Below are 15,991 nucleotides of genomic sequence, written 5' to 3'. Positions count from 1 at the left end.
CTTGTTAGCCCTGATGAAGGGGCTGTTCATCAATTACTTTGCCGCCCAAAATCTTCTCGACGGCCCGCTGGCCAATCAGCACGGACGACTCAAGGGCGGCGTCGTCGTCGCTGGGGGTGAAGTCCTCGGGGGCTTCTGCCGGGGCAGGGGCTTGAGCCTGCTGGACGGCCCGCTGGCCGGCCGCAATCTGCGCCGCGTGGCGCTCTCGGAAGGAGAGTTTCTTACCGCCGCCGGGCTGTTGGGTGGTGGACTGCTCGGTGGCTGGCTGGGGGCTGGCCTGCTGGCTCTGCGGGGTTGAGCCCTGCGGCGCGGGAATCTGCGGTGCGGACGCCTGGGCTTGGGCGCCCTGCGCCAGGGGAGCACCGGGGGCGCTGGGCGTGCCTGCTAGGGGCGCACCGGCAGGGGGTGTTGCCTGTGGAGTCTCAGCCTTAAGGTAGCCAACCCCGGCGACGTACTCGGGCTCGTCCTCGGGAGCATCGTCAAAGTAGCCGCCATTGTAGTCACCGTACTCGTAGGCTACCGGGGCTTGGTTGGAGGCTGGTGCCTGGCTCGGGGCCTGAGCCGGTGCCTGTTCCTGGTGTTGAGCCTGGGGCGCGGTGCTGCTCTCGCCCTTGGCCTCTTCTTGGAGGGCAGCGTTGTCGGCGTCCTTATGCCCCTGCTCGGCCAGGCCCTCACTGGTGGGGACAGGCTCAAGGGAAACCGCGTGTGGGCTATCCTCGTGGGGCACCTGGGAGGCGGGATCGGCATCCTCTGACTCCTGGGCGTCGTCCTTCGCCAGAGAGATGTTGTGCTGTTCCTGCGGGCCGCGGGAGGGGTGCTGAGCCTTGGCGATTTCAACGGGGTCGGCCTCGCCCTCAATCACACGCAGATGCGGTGCTGAGGGGGCTTGCGCCTCGGGGGCCTCGGCCGCATCACCACTGGGGATAGCTGCGACCGACCAGGAGGTGACGGGGTTATTCCAGTCGTTGGGGCTCCACGAGGGGGGCTCTTCGGAGCGGGGCTGGCCGTGCGCTGCCCAGGCCTGGTCACCACCGCGCGGGCCCTCAGCGACATCGGCAGCGGGCTGCCTGTTCGCAGCCTGGGGCGCGGGAGCCTGAGATGCGGGAGCGGGGCTTTCACCTGACGGGCCTGTCCCACCGGGGCTGTCGGGACCTCCGCCATCGGGCCTTCCACCGCCGGGGGTATTGCCGCCGTCGCCGGGCTTCTTGATTTCACCGCGCAGCTGCACCTGCAGACCAAGCACCTGGAAGAGGGCCTGCTGAAGCTGGGGCAGGTACTCCTTAACCGCCTTGAGCACGGGCAGCTCAGCCCGCAGGAAGAGGGCGCCGTTTTCAAACTTGGACGGCTCACACAGGGCAAACTGGGCGCGGGCAAAGGGGGCAGGCACCTTGGCCACTACATCGGCCCAGGAGTTAGCCACCATATCGACCGTGTTTTCACCGGGCACTGGGCGCGCTGGGCTCTGAGGCGCGGACGCCTGCTGCCCGACCTGGGTGGGCTGGGCGCTCTGGGGAGGTTGGTTGGGTTGGGCAGACTGGTGGGGCCCACCGAGTGGCGGAACGCCCCGACCTGCTAGCGGGGCACCGCTCAGGGGAGCACCCGCCAAGGGGGCTCCAGCCAGGGGAGCACCGGCTAGAGGTGCGCCGCTCGACTGGGCAGGAGCCTGAGTTTGCTGAACGGTCTGGCTCTGCTGGCTGGGCTGGCCTTGACGTTGGGGCTGAGCTTGCTGCTGAGGCTGGGCTTGCTGCTGAGGCTGAGCTTGCTGAGCAGGGGCTTGACCTTCGACGCCACCCTGCTGGGCTAGCTGTTGCCGGGCGCGTGCCAGGGGGCTGGCGGCGTCCGCACCGGTGCCAGAAGCGGAACCTGCCGGTGCAGAATTGCTGCCCGCGGGCGCAGGGAACTGACCCGAGGCCAGCTTGCGCTCAAGCCGATCAAGACGGGCGGCTAGGTTGCCGATGCCCTGATCCCCGGCAGCCAGCAGAATGCGGGCGCAGAGTAGCTCCAGGTGAAGCTGGGGATTCATGGCCCCGCTCATCTCGTTCAGGGCCTCATTGGTGACGTCCGCAGCCCGCGACAGCTCAGCAGAACCCAGCTGCTCAGCCTGGGCGCGCATACGGTCGATCTGGTCAGCGGCCAGGCCGCGCAGGATCGAACCCGCTGAGTCGGGCACGGCTTTGACAATAATGAGGTCGCGGAAGCGCTCGAGTAGGTCCTCGACAAAGCGGCGGGGGTCCTGGCCAGTCTGAATTACCCTATCGACCGAGGCGAAAACCTCGGCGGCAGAACCTGATGCGAAAGCATCGACGACCTCATCAAGCAGCTCACCGTGGGTAAAGCCCAACAGGGCAACAGCCAGGTCGTAGGAGATACCCTGCTCGTCCGAGGCACCCGCCATGAGCTGGTCAAGAATCGACAGCGAGTCACGCACCGACCCGCCACCGGCGCGGACGACCAACGGCAGCACGCCATCAGCAACCTTCACACCCTCTTCGGTGCAGAGCTTAGCCAGGTAGTCCCCCAGAATCTGCGGGGGCACCAGGCGGAAGGGGTAGTGGTGGGTGCGCGACCGAATAGTGCCGAGCACCTTGTTAGGCTCGGTGGTCGCAAAAATAAACTTAATGTGCGCCGGGGGCTCTTCCACGATCTTGAGCAGGGCGTTGAAGCCCTCGCGGGTGACCATGTGCGCCTCGTCGATAATGAAAATCTTGTAGCGGTCGCGCACCGGTGCAAAAGTAGCGCGTTCACGCAGGTCACGGGCGTGATCCACACCACCGTGGCTAGCGGCGTCCATCTCAATCACATCGAGGGAACCGCCGCCGTCGCGGGAAAGCTCCTTACAGGACTCACACACACCACACGGGGTAGGAGTGGGACCCTCAGCACAGTTGAGGCAGCGCGCCAAAATACGAGCCGAAGTGGTCTTGCCACACCCGCGCGGCCCCGAGAACAGGTAGGCATGGTTCACTCTGTTCTTCTCAAGGGCAGTCATGAGAGGTTCGGTGACATGCTCCTGCCCGATAACGTCGGCAAACGACTCAGGGCGATAACGGCGATACAGCGCAGTGCTCACAATAAACCTTCGGTTGAGTGCAGAAAAACTGAGCCCGGCCCAGGGAGAAAAGCAAGAGTAAAGAATCAGGCGCTCGCCGCCCCGGGTGTGCTGGTTAACAGTGTAGTGGGGGTGGCTGACGTTTTAAGAACCGTGCGCGAAAGGCTTAAGCCGCTGCCGGCGTCCGCCCCGCTTTGTGTCAGTAGGGACCAGATTCCTCCCAAAATCCCTAACGCCCACACATACTATTGTGATTTTTCTGGTCCCTAACGGGGGAGGGGGCAGAAATTGGGCAAAATAAAGACCCCCTACGCACCCGTCAGAGCCCAGATACCCTTGCTGCCTTCCGGCCCTGGGGGAGTTTTCCAAGATGACGCCACGTAAGGGGCTCCAACAACTGTACCCTAAGCCGTCGCGAAAAACAAAGGACGGGCGGCGGTGTCCACCAGGGCTCGGCTGGGTCGAGCCTGACCCGGGTTCCTCCGGTGCGGACGCCGCGCCCCGCCCGCGCGCCTGATTTGCGCGGACGCCCAGACATGGGGTATGCTCGTATCTGTTCGCTTTCGTGAAGCTATGTAAATAGCTAAGCAACAGCCTGGAGGATTCGCCTAGCGGCCTATGGCGCACGCCTGGAACGCGTGTTGGGTTCACGCCCTCGGGGGTTCAAATCCCCCATCCTCCGCTGAAGCCGGTTTCATCGCCCACTTGATGAAACCGGCTTTTTCTTTGCCTACATTCTTTGTATATAGCAAGAATTTGGGTTATAGGCAGAAAAGTGTGTCCCACCCCGCACTCGCAGCGAAGCTTCTGGCTCGATGGAGTGACGGATATGGCCGGCGGCACTTTAGGGTATTGGTGGGGCAATTCTCACCAAACTTTACTCAGGGCCTGCCCCGCCCGGCGTACAATAGACCGCATGATTTTCAAAGGTGTAGGCGACACGCGCCCTTACCCCGACCACGGGCTTACTCAGCGTACCTGGGGCTCCATTGCCCCCTCGCAGGTGCGCCTCGACCGCCTGATCACCACGCAGAAAAACCTCAACCTCGAAACCCTGCTGGCCGAAGACTCCACCTTCTACGGGGACCTCTTCCCCCATGTGGTGCGCTACCGGGGCGAGCTCTACCTCGAAGATGGCGTCCATCGCGCCCTACGTACCGCCCTGCAACGCCGAGCCGTCATGTACGCCCGCGTGCTCGACCTCGATTCCCTTGCCCCCTCGCTGTTGCCCCAGGGCTAGGGGCGCCAGTCTCGGCTAGGAAGCAGCTACCAGGTGCACCTCGGGGGTGCCGTCCAGGCGCACGGGGTGCCCACTCTCATCAAAGCGCGCACCCAGACCCAGCTGAATAAAGCGAATCGTGTTTTCAATGTGGCGCTCGCGGGCTGCCCTGTCGCTGGCCTCGTCGGTGCGGTCAGCGCTGGATGACAGGGAACCGTGAACCAGCTGCGCCAGCTCGCGGATGTCGTTCTCGGGTAGGTAGCCGCGCTCAATCGCCGCAGAAAGAATGCCTGCCAGAACCATCTGAAGCTCGCGCACATGATCACCCAGCTTGGCAAAAGCCTCGGGTGAAAGAACCGACCGCATAGCGGGGCCGGGGGGCATGTGGCGGCGGGAAAGATCCTCAATCTGCAGACGCGCGTAGACAGCCAGCTGGTCGATGGGGTTCTCCACCCCGGCCAGGGCCTCGCGCAGCTCGGTGAGGAAGCGCTCGGTCTCGTCGAGGGCGTAGGCAATAAGTAGTTCGCCCATGTCGGCAAAGTAGTTGTAGACCGCGGTGCGGCCGATGCCGGCGGTCTTAGCCACGTGAGTCATGGTGAGGCCGGGCAGGCCGCGCTCGTAGAGCAGGCGGCCGAAGGAATCGAGAATAGCGCGCTTGGTATTCTCGCGCTGGGCAGCATTGGTGGCGGCAGTAATTCGAGGCATAATGACACCTTACCGCTATCTGTCACTAAAACCTATTTTTCACGACAGAACCCAGCAAACTGTCAGCAAAACCTGCCACTGGTTCACCGGCGCGGACGCCACTGCGCCCCACCCCACACCCGGCAGGCCGTGCGGGGTCGCCTAAAAATCGGTAAGCTAGTGGGCGCCCAGGTGGCAGGTGGGCACTCTTCAAACCGATACTCAACCCAGGGGATAACTGTGTCTACACCTCCCACCAGCTCACCGGTGTCCGCCCACAAGCAGGGCAACGATACCGACTTTGCCCGCCCCACTCGCACCTACTACGACCTGCTGCTGGCAGCTACCTGCGTGGTCTTTATTCTCTCTAACATCGGGGCTACCAAGGGCGTCGCCTTCGGGTCAATCATCACCGACGGCGGCTTCTTCCTCTTCCCCCTGGCTTACGTGCTGGGTGATGTGATCAGCGAAATTTACGGCTTTAAACTAGCCCGCCGTGCCATTATCACCAGCTTCGTTGCAGCAGCTGCTGCCGCGGCCAGCTTCTGGATTCTCATTGCCCTGCCCGCCGCCGATTTCTATGATGGGCAGGCAGCCCTTGAAGCCGTACTGGGCCCCGTGCCCCAAATTCTCGCGGGCTCCCTACTGGGCTTCCTGACGGGCCAGCTACTGAACTCCTGGGTGCTAGTGAAGCTCAAGGCAGCAACCGGCGGCCGCCACCTCTGGGGCCGACTCATGGGCTCAACCCTGGTCGGTGAACTGGCTGATACCATCATCTTCTGCTCTATTGCCGCCCCCATTATTGGAATTACAAGTTTCGGCGATTTCCTCAACTATGTCATCGTGGGCTACGTGTACAAGTGCGTTGTAGAGCTACTCCTGCTGCCCATCACCTACCCCGTCATCGGCTGGTTCAAGCGCAAAGAGCCTACCTACAGCCTTGCCCGCTAAAGCGGGTGCTGCGCACAGCCCGCCAAGCGCCCTGCACCTACCACCAAGAGAGTGATGTGTCTCTCACTGCATAATGGTGAGCACTGAAGACCGGTTTTCCCTCAGAAAACCTGTGTAAACTTTCGGTTCATTGCATACACCACACTCTCTTGAAAGGGAGGGCACCCGTGGCATCAACCACCACCGGCCAGCAGGAGGGCGGCAACCTCAGCCGCGCCCTCTCCCACGGCCAGCTCACCATGATTGCCCTCGGCCTCGCCGTGGGCACCGGCCTCTTTTTGGGCTCCGGCGCAGCTATCTCTATCGCGGGCCCGGCCGTCATCGTCTCCTACGCCATCGGCTCACTGATCGCCGCCATTATCGGCGCCTGCGCCGGTGAAATGGCCGTGCGCTACCCCGTGCGCGGCGGCTTCGGCACCATCGCCGGTAAGTTCCTCAGCCCCTACGCGGGCTACCTGACCCGCTGGGCCTACTGGATGACCACCGTCACCCTGGCCGGTGCCGAGGTCGTAGCCGTCGGCGCCTACATGGCCTACTGGTACCCCAACGTCCCCCTCTGGGTCTGGGTACTCATCGCGGGTGGCGCGATCTTCGTGCTCAACCTGACCAGCGTCAAGTCCTTCGGTGTGGTGGAATTCTTCTTGTCCTCGATCAAGGTGAGCGCGGTCGTCCTCTTCATCATCTTCGGCCTGGCCTTGGTATTCTTCGGCCTGCCCGGCCAGGACGCCACCGGCGTTGCCAACCTCACCGCCCACGGCGGCTTCATGCCCAACGGCCTCTCCTCCATCTGGATCGCCCTGGCAGTGGTCATGTTCTCCTTCGGCGGTATCGAGTTGATCTCCATTTCAGCGGCAGAAGCCAAGGACCCGGTCCGCTCCGTACGTTCCTCGGCTAAAGCTATGATGTGGCGCCTGGCTACCTTCTACGTGCTCTCCCTCTTCATCGTGGTCGCCATCATCCCCTGGACCAGCGCCGCCACCCTGGGCAAGGACATCGAAGGCTCCCCCTTCGTCATGGTCTTCACCGAACTGGGCATCCCCTACATTGGCGGTATCACCAACTTCATCCTGATGACCGCAGCCCTCTCCGGTGCTAACGCCGCCCTTTATGCAGCCACCCGCCTGCTGCACGCCCTGGGCCACGAGGGCATGGCACCCAAGGTGCTCTCCCGCACCAGCTCTTCGGGCATTCCCGCCCTGGCGCTGACCGTCTCATCCCTGGGCGCCGTGGTCGCCATGATTATGGCAATATCGGGCGTCGGCGGAATCTTCGGCTACATGATGGCCCTGGTGACCGTCTGCGTGCTGGTGGTCTGGTGCATGATTCTGCTGTCCTACATGGCCTACAAGAAAGTCGAAGGCGACGCCTCCCCCTTCCGCGTCTTCGGTGGCTCCGCCACCGCAGCGGTTGGTCTGACCGGCGTGATTGCCACCTTCATCGCCATGTTCTTCGCAGGCGGCTCCATGCTCCCCTCCATCTTCGTGGGCCTGGGCTTCTTCGGCCTGATTACCGTCATCTACTTCGCCGGTGTCAACAAGAATATCAGCACCTCAGACGACGCCTTTGAAGAGGTCCGCACCGTTACCACCCAGGTGCCCGTCGTCGACGGCACCAAACAGCGCTAAAATCAGTAGCAGGTCTACACAAGGACGCCGGTAGCCCGCCCCCAGCCTCGCGGCAGGGGAGCAGCGCACCGGCGTCCGCGCATTAACACCGCTACCGCACACGACGTTTTCTCACAGTAAGGCTTACCGTGGCACACACACCTTCGCAGGGGCAGGCCCAGGCGACCACCCTCAAACGCTCACTCACGCACGGGCAGATGACCATGATTGTGCTGGGCTCGGCCCTGGGTACCGGCCTCTTTTTGGGTTCCTCGGGCGCTATCGCGCTGGCGGGCCCGGCCGTCATTCTGGCCTATGCTATCGGCTCCCTGGTCGCCGCCATTATCGCCGCTTCTACCGGCGAAATGGCCGTGCGCTACCCGGTGCGCGGTGGCTTCGGCTCCATCGCTGGCCGCTACCTGGGCCCCTACGCCGGCTACCTGACCCGCTGGGCCTACTGGACCGTCACCGCCATTATCACCGGTATTGAGCTGGTCGCGGTTGCTACCTACCTGCAGTACTGGTGGCCTTCCCTGCCCCTGTGGGTTGGTATCGTCCTTTTTGGTGCGGTGATTGTGCTGCTCAATATTCGCTCGGTCAAGTACTTTGGCACCATGGAGTTCTTCCTCTCCTCCATTAAGGTCATCGCCCTGCTCCTTTTCGTCATCGTGGGCCTGGCCCTGGTCTTTGTGGGCTTCCCCGGACAGGAGGCTACCGGCATCGCCAATCTGACCAATGACGGCGGCTTCATGCCTACCGGCGTCCACGGGGTCTGGCTTTCCCTGGCTGTGGTCATGTTCTCCTTCGGCGGTATCGAGATGCTCTCTATCTCGGCTGCTGAAGCGAAGGACCCGGTGCGCTCAGTACGGGCCTCAACCAAGGCGAATATGTGGCGCCTGGCGACTATCTATGTGGTCTCACTCTTTATCGTGGTCTCGATTATTCCCTGGCAGTCAGCCGCCCAGCTCGACGGCTCTGTTGAAGCCTCCCCCTTCGTGCTGGTCTTCTCAGAAATCGGTGTACCGGCCATTGCCTCCATCACCAACTTCATTATTCTGGTTGCTGCCCTGTCTGCCGCCAACGCTAACCTCTACGCGGGCACCCGCCTGCTGCACTCGCTGGCGAGCGAAAAGATGGCACCTGCGCCCCTGGCCCGCGTCAGCGGTGGCGGTATTCCCGTGCTGGCCATGTGGGCCTCAACCTCGGGCGTGGTGCTGGCGATTCTGCTGGCCCTCTTCCTGCCCGGCCAGGCCTTTGGTCTGATGATGACCCTGACCATGGTCTGCGCCCTCACCGTCTGGGTTCTGATTCTGCTGGCCTACATCGCCTTCAAGGGGGTTGAGGGTAACTCTTCGGCCTTCCGCATGTGGGGTGGTCGAATCACCGCTGGTCTGGGCATCTTCCTGCTGCTGGCCATCTGGGCGGCCCTCTTCGCCCGTACCGGCAACGCTGCTCCCGCGACTATGGGTATCGCCTACTTCCTGATTCTGACCATGATCTACTTCGGCGTGGTCAAGCGCGTGCATACCGGGCACGAGGACGCCTTCGCCGAGGCGGACGCCGCTGTGGCAGCTGGATCGCGAAAGTAGAATTTCTTCCCTTCCTCTTAACGGTCCCCGCTCCTGGTAGTGGAGCGGGGACCGTTTCACCCCCTATTTGTAAATGAGAACGATTCTCATTTATGATTGGGTTATGCCCCTGATTGCTCTCTCATCCCTGAGCCTCCTTGCCCGCAGTGCAGCTCTCGACATGCTCAGTACACGCTACCGGCAGGCAAGCATTATCCAGCTTGACGCTGAAGCAAGCCCAGAAACGGGTGTCACAATCACCAGCCGCACTTTCTCATCCGACCACCCCGATAGCAGCCCCCAGGTTGAGACCAGCGTCTACCCCAATCAAAACTGCACCAGCTGCACCACCTTCTCTTACCTCGCCCACCATTTACCCCGAGATCAAGAGATAGTCCTTGCCCTCCCCGTGGGAGTCTCTCTGGCCAACGTCATCGGGCTTACCCAAAAAAGAGCAGAATTCACTATCACAAGCTGCACTCTAGCCATCGCCAGCCAAGACCTAGAAGACGACCTCTGGTCTAGCGATAGCCTCTCGCGCATCGGTCTAGTGGGGTCTTGCTCAGACGAGAGAATCCCCGGCGAATATCTGGTCACTGAAATGGCCCATGCCGACACCATCATCAGCATCAACAACAGTCTGATAGACAGCCCCGAAAGCATCGACCGCGCAGAAGACCTACTGAGCCACCTGGCCCCTCACGCCCACCTCATCACTAGCTCCAACCCTATCGCCAGCTGCGCCCAATATCGGATACAAGAAGTCCGTCAACGCCTTGCCCCAGGGCACCTAGGCACCTGTAGTCAGGACATCCAACAAGCCGCCCGAGGTGACAAGGAATGCAATCACCACCACGGGCCTAACTTCACCACAGCCGTCCTCACCAGCGATACCATCATCGACACCCAAGCTCTCGCCCAACATCTACCCTCCATCGTCGAAGGAGCCTGCCGGGTGCGTGGCCATATCTGGTTAACAGACCACCCCGATGAACGGGTAGCCATCGAAGGAATCGGGCCAACCGTTTGGCTACAGACCTGCGGGCAATGGGGAAAAGACCTGCCACCTAAAACCATCATCGTTATCACCGGTGACGACCTAGAGCCAGAGCAGCTGCAAGCAATTCTCAACCTCTGTACCCTCAACACTGAAGCCCTCAGTCAACAACTCATCGAAAATTCTTCCTAACCACCGGGGTAAACAAGATCAAGGCTAGCTCAAAATATTGTGTAGCTTCACTTACCCATTCGAATAAGCCCCTATAAACAGACCCCTGCTCGTTTAGTCCACCCCCTATAGAAAGGAAAACCTCCCATGAAGGTTCGTAACTCAATTCGCTCGCTCAAGAAAATGCCCGGTGCTCAGGTGGTCCGCCGCCGCGGCCGCGTCTTTGTTATCAACAAAAAGAACCCCCGCTTCAAGGTCCGCCAGGGCTAAAGGCAGAGGGGAGCCAGCGCGCACCCTCTAGATAGCTCTGCCCCGGTGTCTTTACCCGCTCAGAAGGAAAGATGCTGGGGCTTTGCTCTATCTGAAACCCTGGCTCGGTAAAGTAGGGGACATGAGCACAGTGTATAGCCTTTCTATCCCCCTGCGCTGGGGTGACATGGACGCCTACGGCCACATCAATAACGTCACTATGATGCAGATTCTAGAAGAAGCCCGCGTGGCTCTCTTTGGCCCACCGCCGTCCTCAGGTGAGCCAGCCCCACGTCAGGTGCCCTTGCCGCTGTTTGCTACTCTGCCATCTGGAACCCAGGCTCTGGTTGCTGAAAACCACGTCAAATACCGTAGCCCCCTGGCCTACCGCGGGGTGCCGGTACGTGTAGAAATGCAGGTCAGTAAGGTAGTAGCTGCCTCGCTGGTTGTTGCTTACGAGCTCTTTGATCCGGTGACCGGCGTCCACTGTATTTCAGCAACCACCACGCTAGCTTTCTTCAATACCGAGACCGGCTCCCTGGTGCGCCTGAGCACCGAGCAACGGGAGCAGCTGGCGGCCTAGGTTGTAGATGCACTTTTAAAGGGGGCTTGATCCGTCATACCTTAAGCTCAAAGATCTGATCGCACATATGCGCTACCTCGGGGTCATGAGTAACAACTACAAGAGTTTTACCGTATGCACGATGTAGATGAAGCATCTCGGTCATCGCTACCATAGCAAGCTCCCTATCGAGAGATCCTGTTGGCTCATCGGCCAGTATCAGATTGCCGGGTTTCAGCAGGCACCTGGCCATTGCTACCCTCTGTTGCTCTCCACCCGAAAGGGTAGCTACCTTCTGGTGGGCAAGGTGCTCAACAGAAAGCTGCTGAAGAGTTTCCATGATTCGTTTATTTTTCTCGCTTTTTGGCTGGCTTACGTATTCCATGCCCAGCAGAATATTCTGCATTACGGTTTGAGATGGAATAAGAGCAAAGCTTTGGAAAAGATAGTTGATCGTGTTGCGGCGGAGCAACATTGCTTTACGAGAATGAACTCCAGGCGCTGCCTCGCCCCCCAAACGTAAGCTACCCGAATCCGCAGACTCAAGTAAGCCGATAATGTTAAGTAGCGTCGATTTTCCTGATCCGGATCTGCCGATGATAGCTAAAGAGCTGCCTTCTGGCACCTGCAATGAAACTCCATTGAGAACTGTTCTGCCACCAAAATGTTTTGAAATGTTCGAAACTTCAACAAAGTTTTTCATACTGTATACCTACGATTCTTTAATGAGGCTGACCATATGGGAGTAAGCAAATTTTCTAGAAAGCATATGTAGTAGTACTGGTTGTCCGACTAGCATAAGAACAGCAATGATTAGCCCCACCCGTGACTCAACAATAATCATTGCCAAGAGACCAAGTGCGTTTACCAGAATAACGAGCAGGTAGGCTGGCCTGAAAGAAGACCAGAGGTGGTGCCCTAGTAGTCTTGAGACAGCTATCTGATTGCGGAAGAGAAGCGAATAAAGCATGATAAATGCTGATAATGCGAAACCCGCAATAAGTCCAAGAATTAGGGTTACTGCACCAAATAGCTGAAGGTACTGATATATGCTTTTTTGTAGGCCAGCCACAAAGCTTTTAGATGATATAAAGATAGGCAGGTTATCGTCTAGGTTGTAAGTCTCCAGGTATGAGAGGGAAGTATATTTATGAACTGCTTCTTCTGAAAGCTTTATATAACTTTGTTCTAGCCCAGAAGCGGATAGACTTTCGGACTCAAAGTAGGTCATGTTAGCGGATGTTGCAACATAAATAACTACATCAGAGCTGAGGAAATCTTTTTCTGGATCGGCGTTCCAAGTAAAAATATCACCGTCAAGAGAATATTCTTCAATATACGTGTTTTGATTCTGTGTAAAAGCTGTGACTATATTTTGTTCTGCCTTTCCTTTCCGCTGTGCTTCTTGTTCCAGCCAACTGGTCAGTGATGCCTTATCTTGAAGGCTAAAATGCTCGGGCAATAAGAATACCTGTTCACCTTCTTCAGCTCTCTTAAGGGTAGCTGGTGGAATTTCTATGCCGATTCTTTTCAGGTAGTTAGGGGAAGCTGCCATGTACCAGAACTCCCGGTATGGAGCGTCTTCACCGAGAGCTCTCCACTGCTGGAGGATTTCCTGGTCTGCATAATAAGTGTTGACCAGCGATACCCCGTTGTCTTTCTCGATGGAGGCGTACCAAACGTAGAAATCTTCGGCTAACTCAGTGGATTGACCGGTGAAACTTGCGCTATCTGAGCCTGCACTTTGAGAGTAAAGGATGTATTGATCGGCAACCTTGTCCCATTCTTTTTGTACTGTGGTTATTTTCTCTACCTCTTTGATTGGAGTATCAAGAAAAGAGGCAGTGGTGTAAAGGCCTGCTGTGGTTGTTATGAATCCCAGGGCTAGAAGGGCCACAAAAAGTTTTTGTGGCCTGTATCCACGAACTGCATGAATCGGTTTCATGCCCAGCAGGGGCAAAGACGACAGCAAGAAACTAGCAATAGCAATACCTATAGTGAGCATAAGGGGACGGAATAGGGTAGAAGCTACTGCCAGGCTTATTCCGAAATCTTTTAGGGTTAGCCAGGTTCCGATTGCAGTTAGTAGCGAGGTGGGTATAAGGGTGTAGGCCAGAGGCTTGGCTATGGTTAGTAAGTAGTTAGTCTTTGACCAGCCCAAGATAAGATAGGTACCGAGTTCTTTTGCTCCTTGGGTGATGTAGATAAAGAGAACTAGAGTGAGCAGGGCTGTTGTCGAGAGCAATGACGTGAGGATAAATATAGGCCATAGGCTAGTGCTTTGGTTACTTCCGGAGAGGGGAGTCAGAAGCTCTTCTTGGCTGATTCCACTGACTGCTGAGAGTTCTTGAAGGAAATCATTGAAATCCTCTTCACTGAAGCCGTACAGGAAATATTGTCCGTTGACTGTATTTGTTTCCTCCACCAAATCTGAAAACTTCCCTACGCTCAGATTTGGCCCGAAGGTAACTTCTGGTAGTTCTTGTAGGACGTTTTCCTCTACTGTGTAGAGTCCAAGGGTTTTTCCTTGTTCTGATGTGAGGAGATCCCCAATATTTTTGGTACCCAGAATAGTCACGCCCAGATAATTCAGTTCTGGCAAATTACTAAGGTTGTTGGGGTCTGCGAGTAGACCTAGATGGGTTCCGTCCGCTGATCCGTCGACAGCGGATAGTTTTTTATCTGACCTGATAAGGACAGCCTGCTCTTGAAAAATCTTTGCGTTTAGGTAGCCTTCAACCTGCGCTGCTTGGTCAGGGTTCAGGCTTGAAATGGTAAAATTTTTCCCTTGGTGCAAATAATTAGTAATTTCTTTTTCGTAGCCATCTGCTCGAACAGCAGCGAAAAGGGCTATATTCACGACCGCTAGCAAGACTAATAATGCGCTAGCAAAGTATTTAAGAGTTTGGCGCATGGTGCTACTCACCCCCCTGGTGTCTTGTTTAATTAGCCACGGCAGTTCCAGTAGGCGGTTGCCTGCTGTGTGCCAACGAATTGAACAGCTGATGCCAAAACACCTGGCTTCTTCCAGCCAGAGAAGGTGGTGTTAGCAGTCGCAGAGTGGTCGTACATGCCGCTTTGTACCTTGGAGTAGCTGTTGACACCCAGGCTGCGACCATAATCCCAGCTCACTGCACTGTTTTTGTAGTACACGGTTGCAGCTTCGGCTGCCGTTCCAGCACCAAAAGCCGCCGCAAGTACCAGAGAAGCCCCTGCTACTGCTTTCAGAATTTTGTTTCTCATTTCAATCAACTCCTTTGTGATTTCTTGGTGGGTATGAGTAGTACCATGTGTGATTCATAATATATATGCATATGGTGATTTGCAACACTTTATGCTGTTCGAGCTGAAGGAGTCTTTATAAATGCCTGAGGCGAAGCAGGTTCACAGCGACGCTGCCGGTTCTGTGGGTGGTGTGAACCGCCTGGTGAACGAAGCTAATCAGACGAGGGGTGTTGAGCGGGGGTGCGAAATAAATGCCTTTTGAGTAAGCCTCAAGACTTTTAGGACTTTTGTGTTCGCTGGCGAGGGTGCAACGAACCCCACCCTGTGAAACAAGATGGGGTTGATTAATCTCAGATGAGTCTAGCAGGCACCAAGTAGGCGGTTGAGCTTGTTGAAAGAGGACTTCCAGCCAGTTACCGACATCTCGTGCATAGCTGGGTCAAGAGGACCCTGGGGGGATGGTAACGCAGGTGGTGCGCTCGTCAATCTTCTTGAAAGCAGTGCGGTTGAGGAAGTAGGAGCCGGCCTCCACACCGTGGGCCTCAGCCAGCTCCTCACCGATAGCCTCATAGCCCTCATTCAGCCCACCGGGCACCAGCTTGTGGAAGGTGCCGTTGACGGGGGAGATGAACTCGGGGTTCTCTTCGCTGACCATGACGAACTTCTGGGCGCCGCCCTCACGCACGTCAATCTCAACGGTATCTAGCGGCACGGTGAAGACCTCGGGGCCGAAGTGCCCCTTCCCTTCCCTGGGGCAGGGTAGCGGGGGTGCGGCGTCCTGAGCTTTATAGTGTAGGAGAAATTTTAGGGCAGAAGTTCCGCTAACTCTGCGTAGCTTGAGAAAGTATAGGTCGGCTGCAGCTGGCTGGGGCTAGGTGCTCCACTCGGGTTGTACCAGGCTGTATCTATGCCAGCGTTGACGCCACCTTGGATATCGGCCGTGAGGCTATCACCAATCATTAGAGCCTGCGACGGAGAAAAAGCCGTAATAAGCTCCGATACCCGGTGATAAAAGACGGGCTCTGGCTTTTGGGCTCCCATCTGCTCCGAGATAAAGACCTTTTTGAAATACGGGCCAATGGGTGAGCGGCGAAGCCGGTTTTCCTGATCGCGACCCAATTCGGTAAACGTGCGAGAAAAACGGTTGAGATTCCCCTTTTGTGGGGAATCTCCCCTGGGTGTAGTGGTGGTGCCGGTGTGCCGGGTTTTATGTCTGCTTGAGCAGTTCAGCCAGCTTGCCGAAGGAGCCCTGCCAGGAAGCTAGAGTCTGCTCGTGCACACCGGCGGGCAGGGGGCCCTGGGTGAGCTTAAGGATGGTGCCCTCACCGACGCCGTCCTCGGTCACCGCGGTGCCCGCCTCGAACTCAAGACGCAGGCCAATCAGGGTGTCTGAGGGCTGGCCGGACGGGGTGGGCAGGGCCTCCCGGTACTCGATGGTGTGGGGCTCGGCTAGAGTCACAAAGCGCATGTACATGGGGGCCTGGAACTTAGCCTGGTCCTTGTGGCGCATGACGAACTGCTTGCGGCCGCCAATGACCGGTTCCAGGGTCAGGGTGGAAGGAATGATTTTCCAGTCGGCAGGGCCAAACCACTTGATAAAAAGTGTGGGGTTGGTGAAAGCCTCAAAGACCTGCTGCGGGGTTGCCGCGAACTCGTGGCGGTAGGTGAGGGTTTCCTCGGGCTTGAGGTCGTCAATCTTAAAGTCGTTCATG

Annotated in this window: 15 protein-coding genes, 1 tRNA gene and 1 other RNA gene; 8 read left to right on the top strand and 9 right to left on the bottom strand. The window is 58.0% G+C overall.

The window, feature by feature from the left end:
• Positions 1 to 4: 4 nt before the first annotated feature.
• Together VSX42_RS05385 and ffs are read right to left on the bottom strand one after the other, a co-directional pair.
• On the bottom strand, positions 5 to 3,070 hold the full coding sequence (locus tag VSX42_RS05385) for a DNA polymerase III subunit gamma and tau (RefSeq protein WP_326503307.1): 3,066 nt from the start codon (positions 3,068 to 3,070) through the stop codon (positions 5 to 7).
• Between the two features lie 275 nt (positions 3,071 to 3,345).
• Positions 3,346 to 3,442, bottom strand: an RNA gene (gene ffs / locus VSX42_RS05380) — signal recognition particle sRNA small type.
• Positions 3,443 to 3,646: 204 nt separating this feature from the next.
• On the opposite strand from ffs, the gene VSX42_RS05375 reads away from it, so the two are divergent.
• Together VSX42_RS05375 and VSX42_RS05370 are read left to right on the top strand one after the other, a co-directional pair.
• Positions 3,647 to 3,731: transfer RNA gene (locus VSX42_RS05375), tRNA-Ser, on the top strand.
• A 234-nt stretch (positions 3,732 to 3,965) separates the two neighbouring features.
• Positions 3,966 to 4,289: a type II toxin-antitoxin system VapB family antitoxin gene (locus VSX42_RS05370; protein ID WP_326503306.1), complete on the top strand. Its 324-nt coding sequence runs from the start codon at positions 3,966 to 3,968 to the stop codon at positions 4,287 to 4,289.
• A 15-nt stretch (positions 4,290 to 4,304) separates the two neighbouring features.
• On the opposite strand, the gene VSX42_RS05365 is transcribed toward VSX42_RS05370, so the two are convergent.
• A complete protein-coding gene (locus VSX42_RS05365; protein WP_326503305.1) occupies positions 4,305 to 4,973 on the bottom strand; it encodes a TetR/AcrR family transcriptional regulator in 669 nt (222 codons plus the stop codon).
• A 219-nt stretch (positions 4,974 to 5,192) separates the two neighbouring features.
• Between VSX42_RS05365 and VSX42_RS05360 the strand changes: the two genes are divergently transcribed.
• From VSX42_RS05360 to VSX42_RS05335, 6 genes are all read left to right on the top strand, one after another.
• A complete protein-coding gene (locus VSX42_RS05360) occupies positions 5,193 to 5,903 on the top strand; it encodes a queuosine precursor transporter (RefSeq protein ID WP_418950774.1) in 711 nt (236 codons plus the stop codon).
• Positions 5,904 to 6,070: 167 nt separating this feature from the next.
• A complete protein-coding gene (locus VSX42_RS05355) occupies positions 6,071 to 7,528 on the top strand; it encodes an amino acid permease (protein ID WP_326503304.1) in 1,458 nt (485 codons plus the stop codon).
• A gap of 197 nt (positions 7,529 to 7,725) precedes the next feature.
• Positions 7,726 to 9,096: an amino acid permease gene (locus VSX42_RS05350; RefSeq protein ID WP_418950779.1), complete on the top strand. Its 1,371-nt coding sequence runs from the start codon at positions 7,726 to 7,728 to the stop codon at positions 9,094 to 9,096.
• Between the two features lie 103 nt (positions 9,097 to 9,199).
• The gene (locus VSX42_RS05345) at positions 9,200 to 10,264 is read left to right on the top strand and encodes a GTP-binding protein (RefSeq protein WP_326503302.1); all 1,065 of its coding nucleotides are present in this window, start codon (positions 9,200 to 9,202) and stop codon (positions 10,262 to 10,264) included.
• A 126-nt stretch (positions 10,265 to 10,390) separates the two neighbouring features.
• The gene (ykgO, locus tag VSX42_RS05340; RefSeq protein WP_326503301.1) at positions 10,391 to 10,513 is read left to right on the top strand and encodes a type B 50S ribosomal protein L36; all 123 of its coding nucleotides are present in this window, start codon (positions 10,391 to 10,393) and stop codon (positions 10,511 to 10,513) included.
• Between the two features lie 121 nt (positions 10,514 to 10,634).
• Entirely contained in the window at positions 10,635 to 11,075 is a 441-nt protein-coding gene (locus VSX42_RS05335) for a thioesterase family protein (RefSeq protein ID WP_326503300.1), read from the top strand.
• A gap of 34 nt (positions 11,076 to 11,109) precedes the next feature.
• On the opposite strand, the gene VSX42_RS05330 is transcribed toward VSX42_RS05335, so the two are convergent.
• The 6 genes from VSX42_RS05330 to VSX42_RS05310 form a co-directional block, all read right to left on the bottom strand.
• On the bottom strand, positions 11,110 to 11,757 hold the full coding sequence (locus VSX42_RS05330) for an ABC transporter ATP-binding protein (RefSeq protein ID WP_326503299.1): 648 nt from the start codon (positions 11,755 to 11,757) through the stop codon (positions 11,110 to 11,112).
• A gap of 9 nt (positions 11,758 to 11,766) precedes the next feature.
• Positions 11,767 to 13,968 carry a hypothetical protein gene (locus VSX42_RS05325; RefSeq protein WP_326503298.1) on the bottom strand — a complete coding sequence of 734 codons (2,202 nt, stop codon included), beginning with the start codon at positions 13,966 to 13,968 and terminating at the stop codon, positions 11,767 to 11,769.
• A gap of 32 nt (positions 13,969 to 14,000) precedes the next feature.
• Positions 14,001 to 14,297 carry a hypothetical protein gene (locus tag VSX42_RS05320; protein ID WP_326503297.1) on the bottom strand — a complete coding sequence of 99 codons (297 nt, stop codon included), beginning with the start codon at positions 14,295 to 14,297 and terminating at the stop codon, positions 14,001 to 14,003.
• 421 nt (positions 14,298 to 14,718) lie between these two features.
• Positions 14,719 to 14,991, bottom strand: coding sequence for a hypothetical protein (locus VSX42_RS05315; RefSeq protein WP_326503296.1), 273 nt, complete (start codon positions 14,989 to 14,991; stop codon positions 14,719 to 14,721).
• Between the two features lie 92 nt (positions 14,992 to 15,083).
• On the bottom strand, positions 15,084 to 15,398 hold the full coding sequence (locus VSX42_RS10930; RefSeq protein WP_418950773.1) for an HAD family hydrolase: 315 nt from the start codon (positions 15,396 to 15,398) through the stop codon (positions 15,084 to 15,086).
• Between the two features lie 88 nt (positions 15,399 to 15,486).
• Positions 15,487 to 15,990 (bottom strand): SRPBCC domain-containing protein, encoded by a 504-nt coding sequence (locus VSX42_RS05310; protein ID WP_326503295.1) that lies wholly within the window; start codon positions 15,988 to 15,990, stop codon positions 15,487 to 15,489.
• Position 15,991 lies beyond the last annotated feature (1 nt).

Origin of the sequence: Rothia nasimurium, from assembly GCF_035916755.1 — a bacterium.
In the GTDB taxonomy this organism is placed as follows: Bacteria; Actinomycetota; Actinomycetes; order Actinomycetales; family Micrococcaceae; genus Rothia.
The sequence above is the reverse complement of the archived record's forward strand: the minus strand, read 5'-3'. Positions and strand labels throughout refer to the sequence as shown.

Excerpts from the sequence above, each read along its gene's own strand:
- VSX42_RS05370 (WP_326503306.1), top strand. The coding sequence starts at position 3,966 with ATGATTTTCAAAGGTGTAGGCGACACGCGCCCTTACCCCGACCACGGG.
- VSX42_RS05365 (WP_326503305.1), bottom strand. The coding sequence starts at position 4,973 with ATGCCTCGAATTACTGCCGCCACCAATGCTGCCCAGCGCGAGAATACC.
- VSX42_RS05350 (WP_418950779.1), top strand. The coding sequence starts at position 7,726 with ATGACCATGATTGTGCTGGGCTCGGCCCTGGGTACCGGCCTCTTTTTG.
- VSX42_RS05345 (WP_326503302.1), top strand. The coding sequence starts at position 9,200 with ATGCCCCTGATTGCTCTCTCATCCCTGAGCCTCCTTGCCCGCAGTGCA.
- ykgO (WP_326503301.1), top strand. The coding sequence starts at position 10,391 with ATGAAGGTTCGTAACTCAATTCGCTCGCTCAAGAAAATGCCCGGTGCT.
- VSX42_RS05335 (WP_326503300.1), top strand. The coding sequence starts at position 10,635 with ATGAGCACAGTGTATAGCCTTTCTATCCCCCTGCGCTGGGGTGACATG.
- VSX42_RS05330 (WP_326503299.1), bottom strand. The coding sequence starts at position 11,757 with ATGAAAAACTTTGTTGAAGTTTCGAACATTTCAAAACATTTTGGTGGC.
- VSX42_RS05325 (WP_326503298.1), bottom strand. The coding sequence starts at position 13,968 with ATGCGCCAAACTCTTAAATACTTTGCTAGCGCATTATTAGTCTTGCTA.
- VSX42_RS05320 (WP_326503297.1), bottom strand. The coding sequence starts at position 14,297 with ATGAGAAACAAAATTCTGAAAGCAGTAGCAGGGGCTTCTCTGGTACTT.
- VSX42_RS05310 (WP_326503295.1), bottom strand. The coding sequence starts at position 15,990 with ATGAACGACTTTAAGATTGACGACCTCAAGCCCGAGGAAACCCTCACC.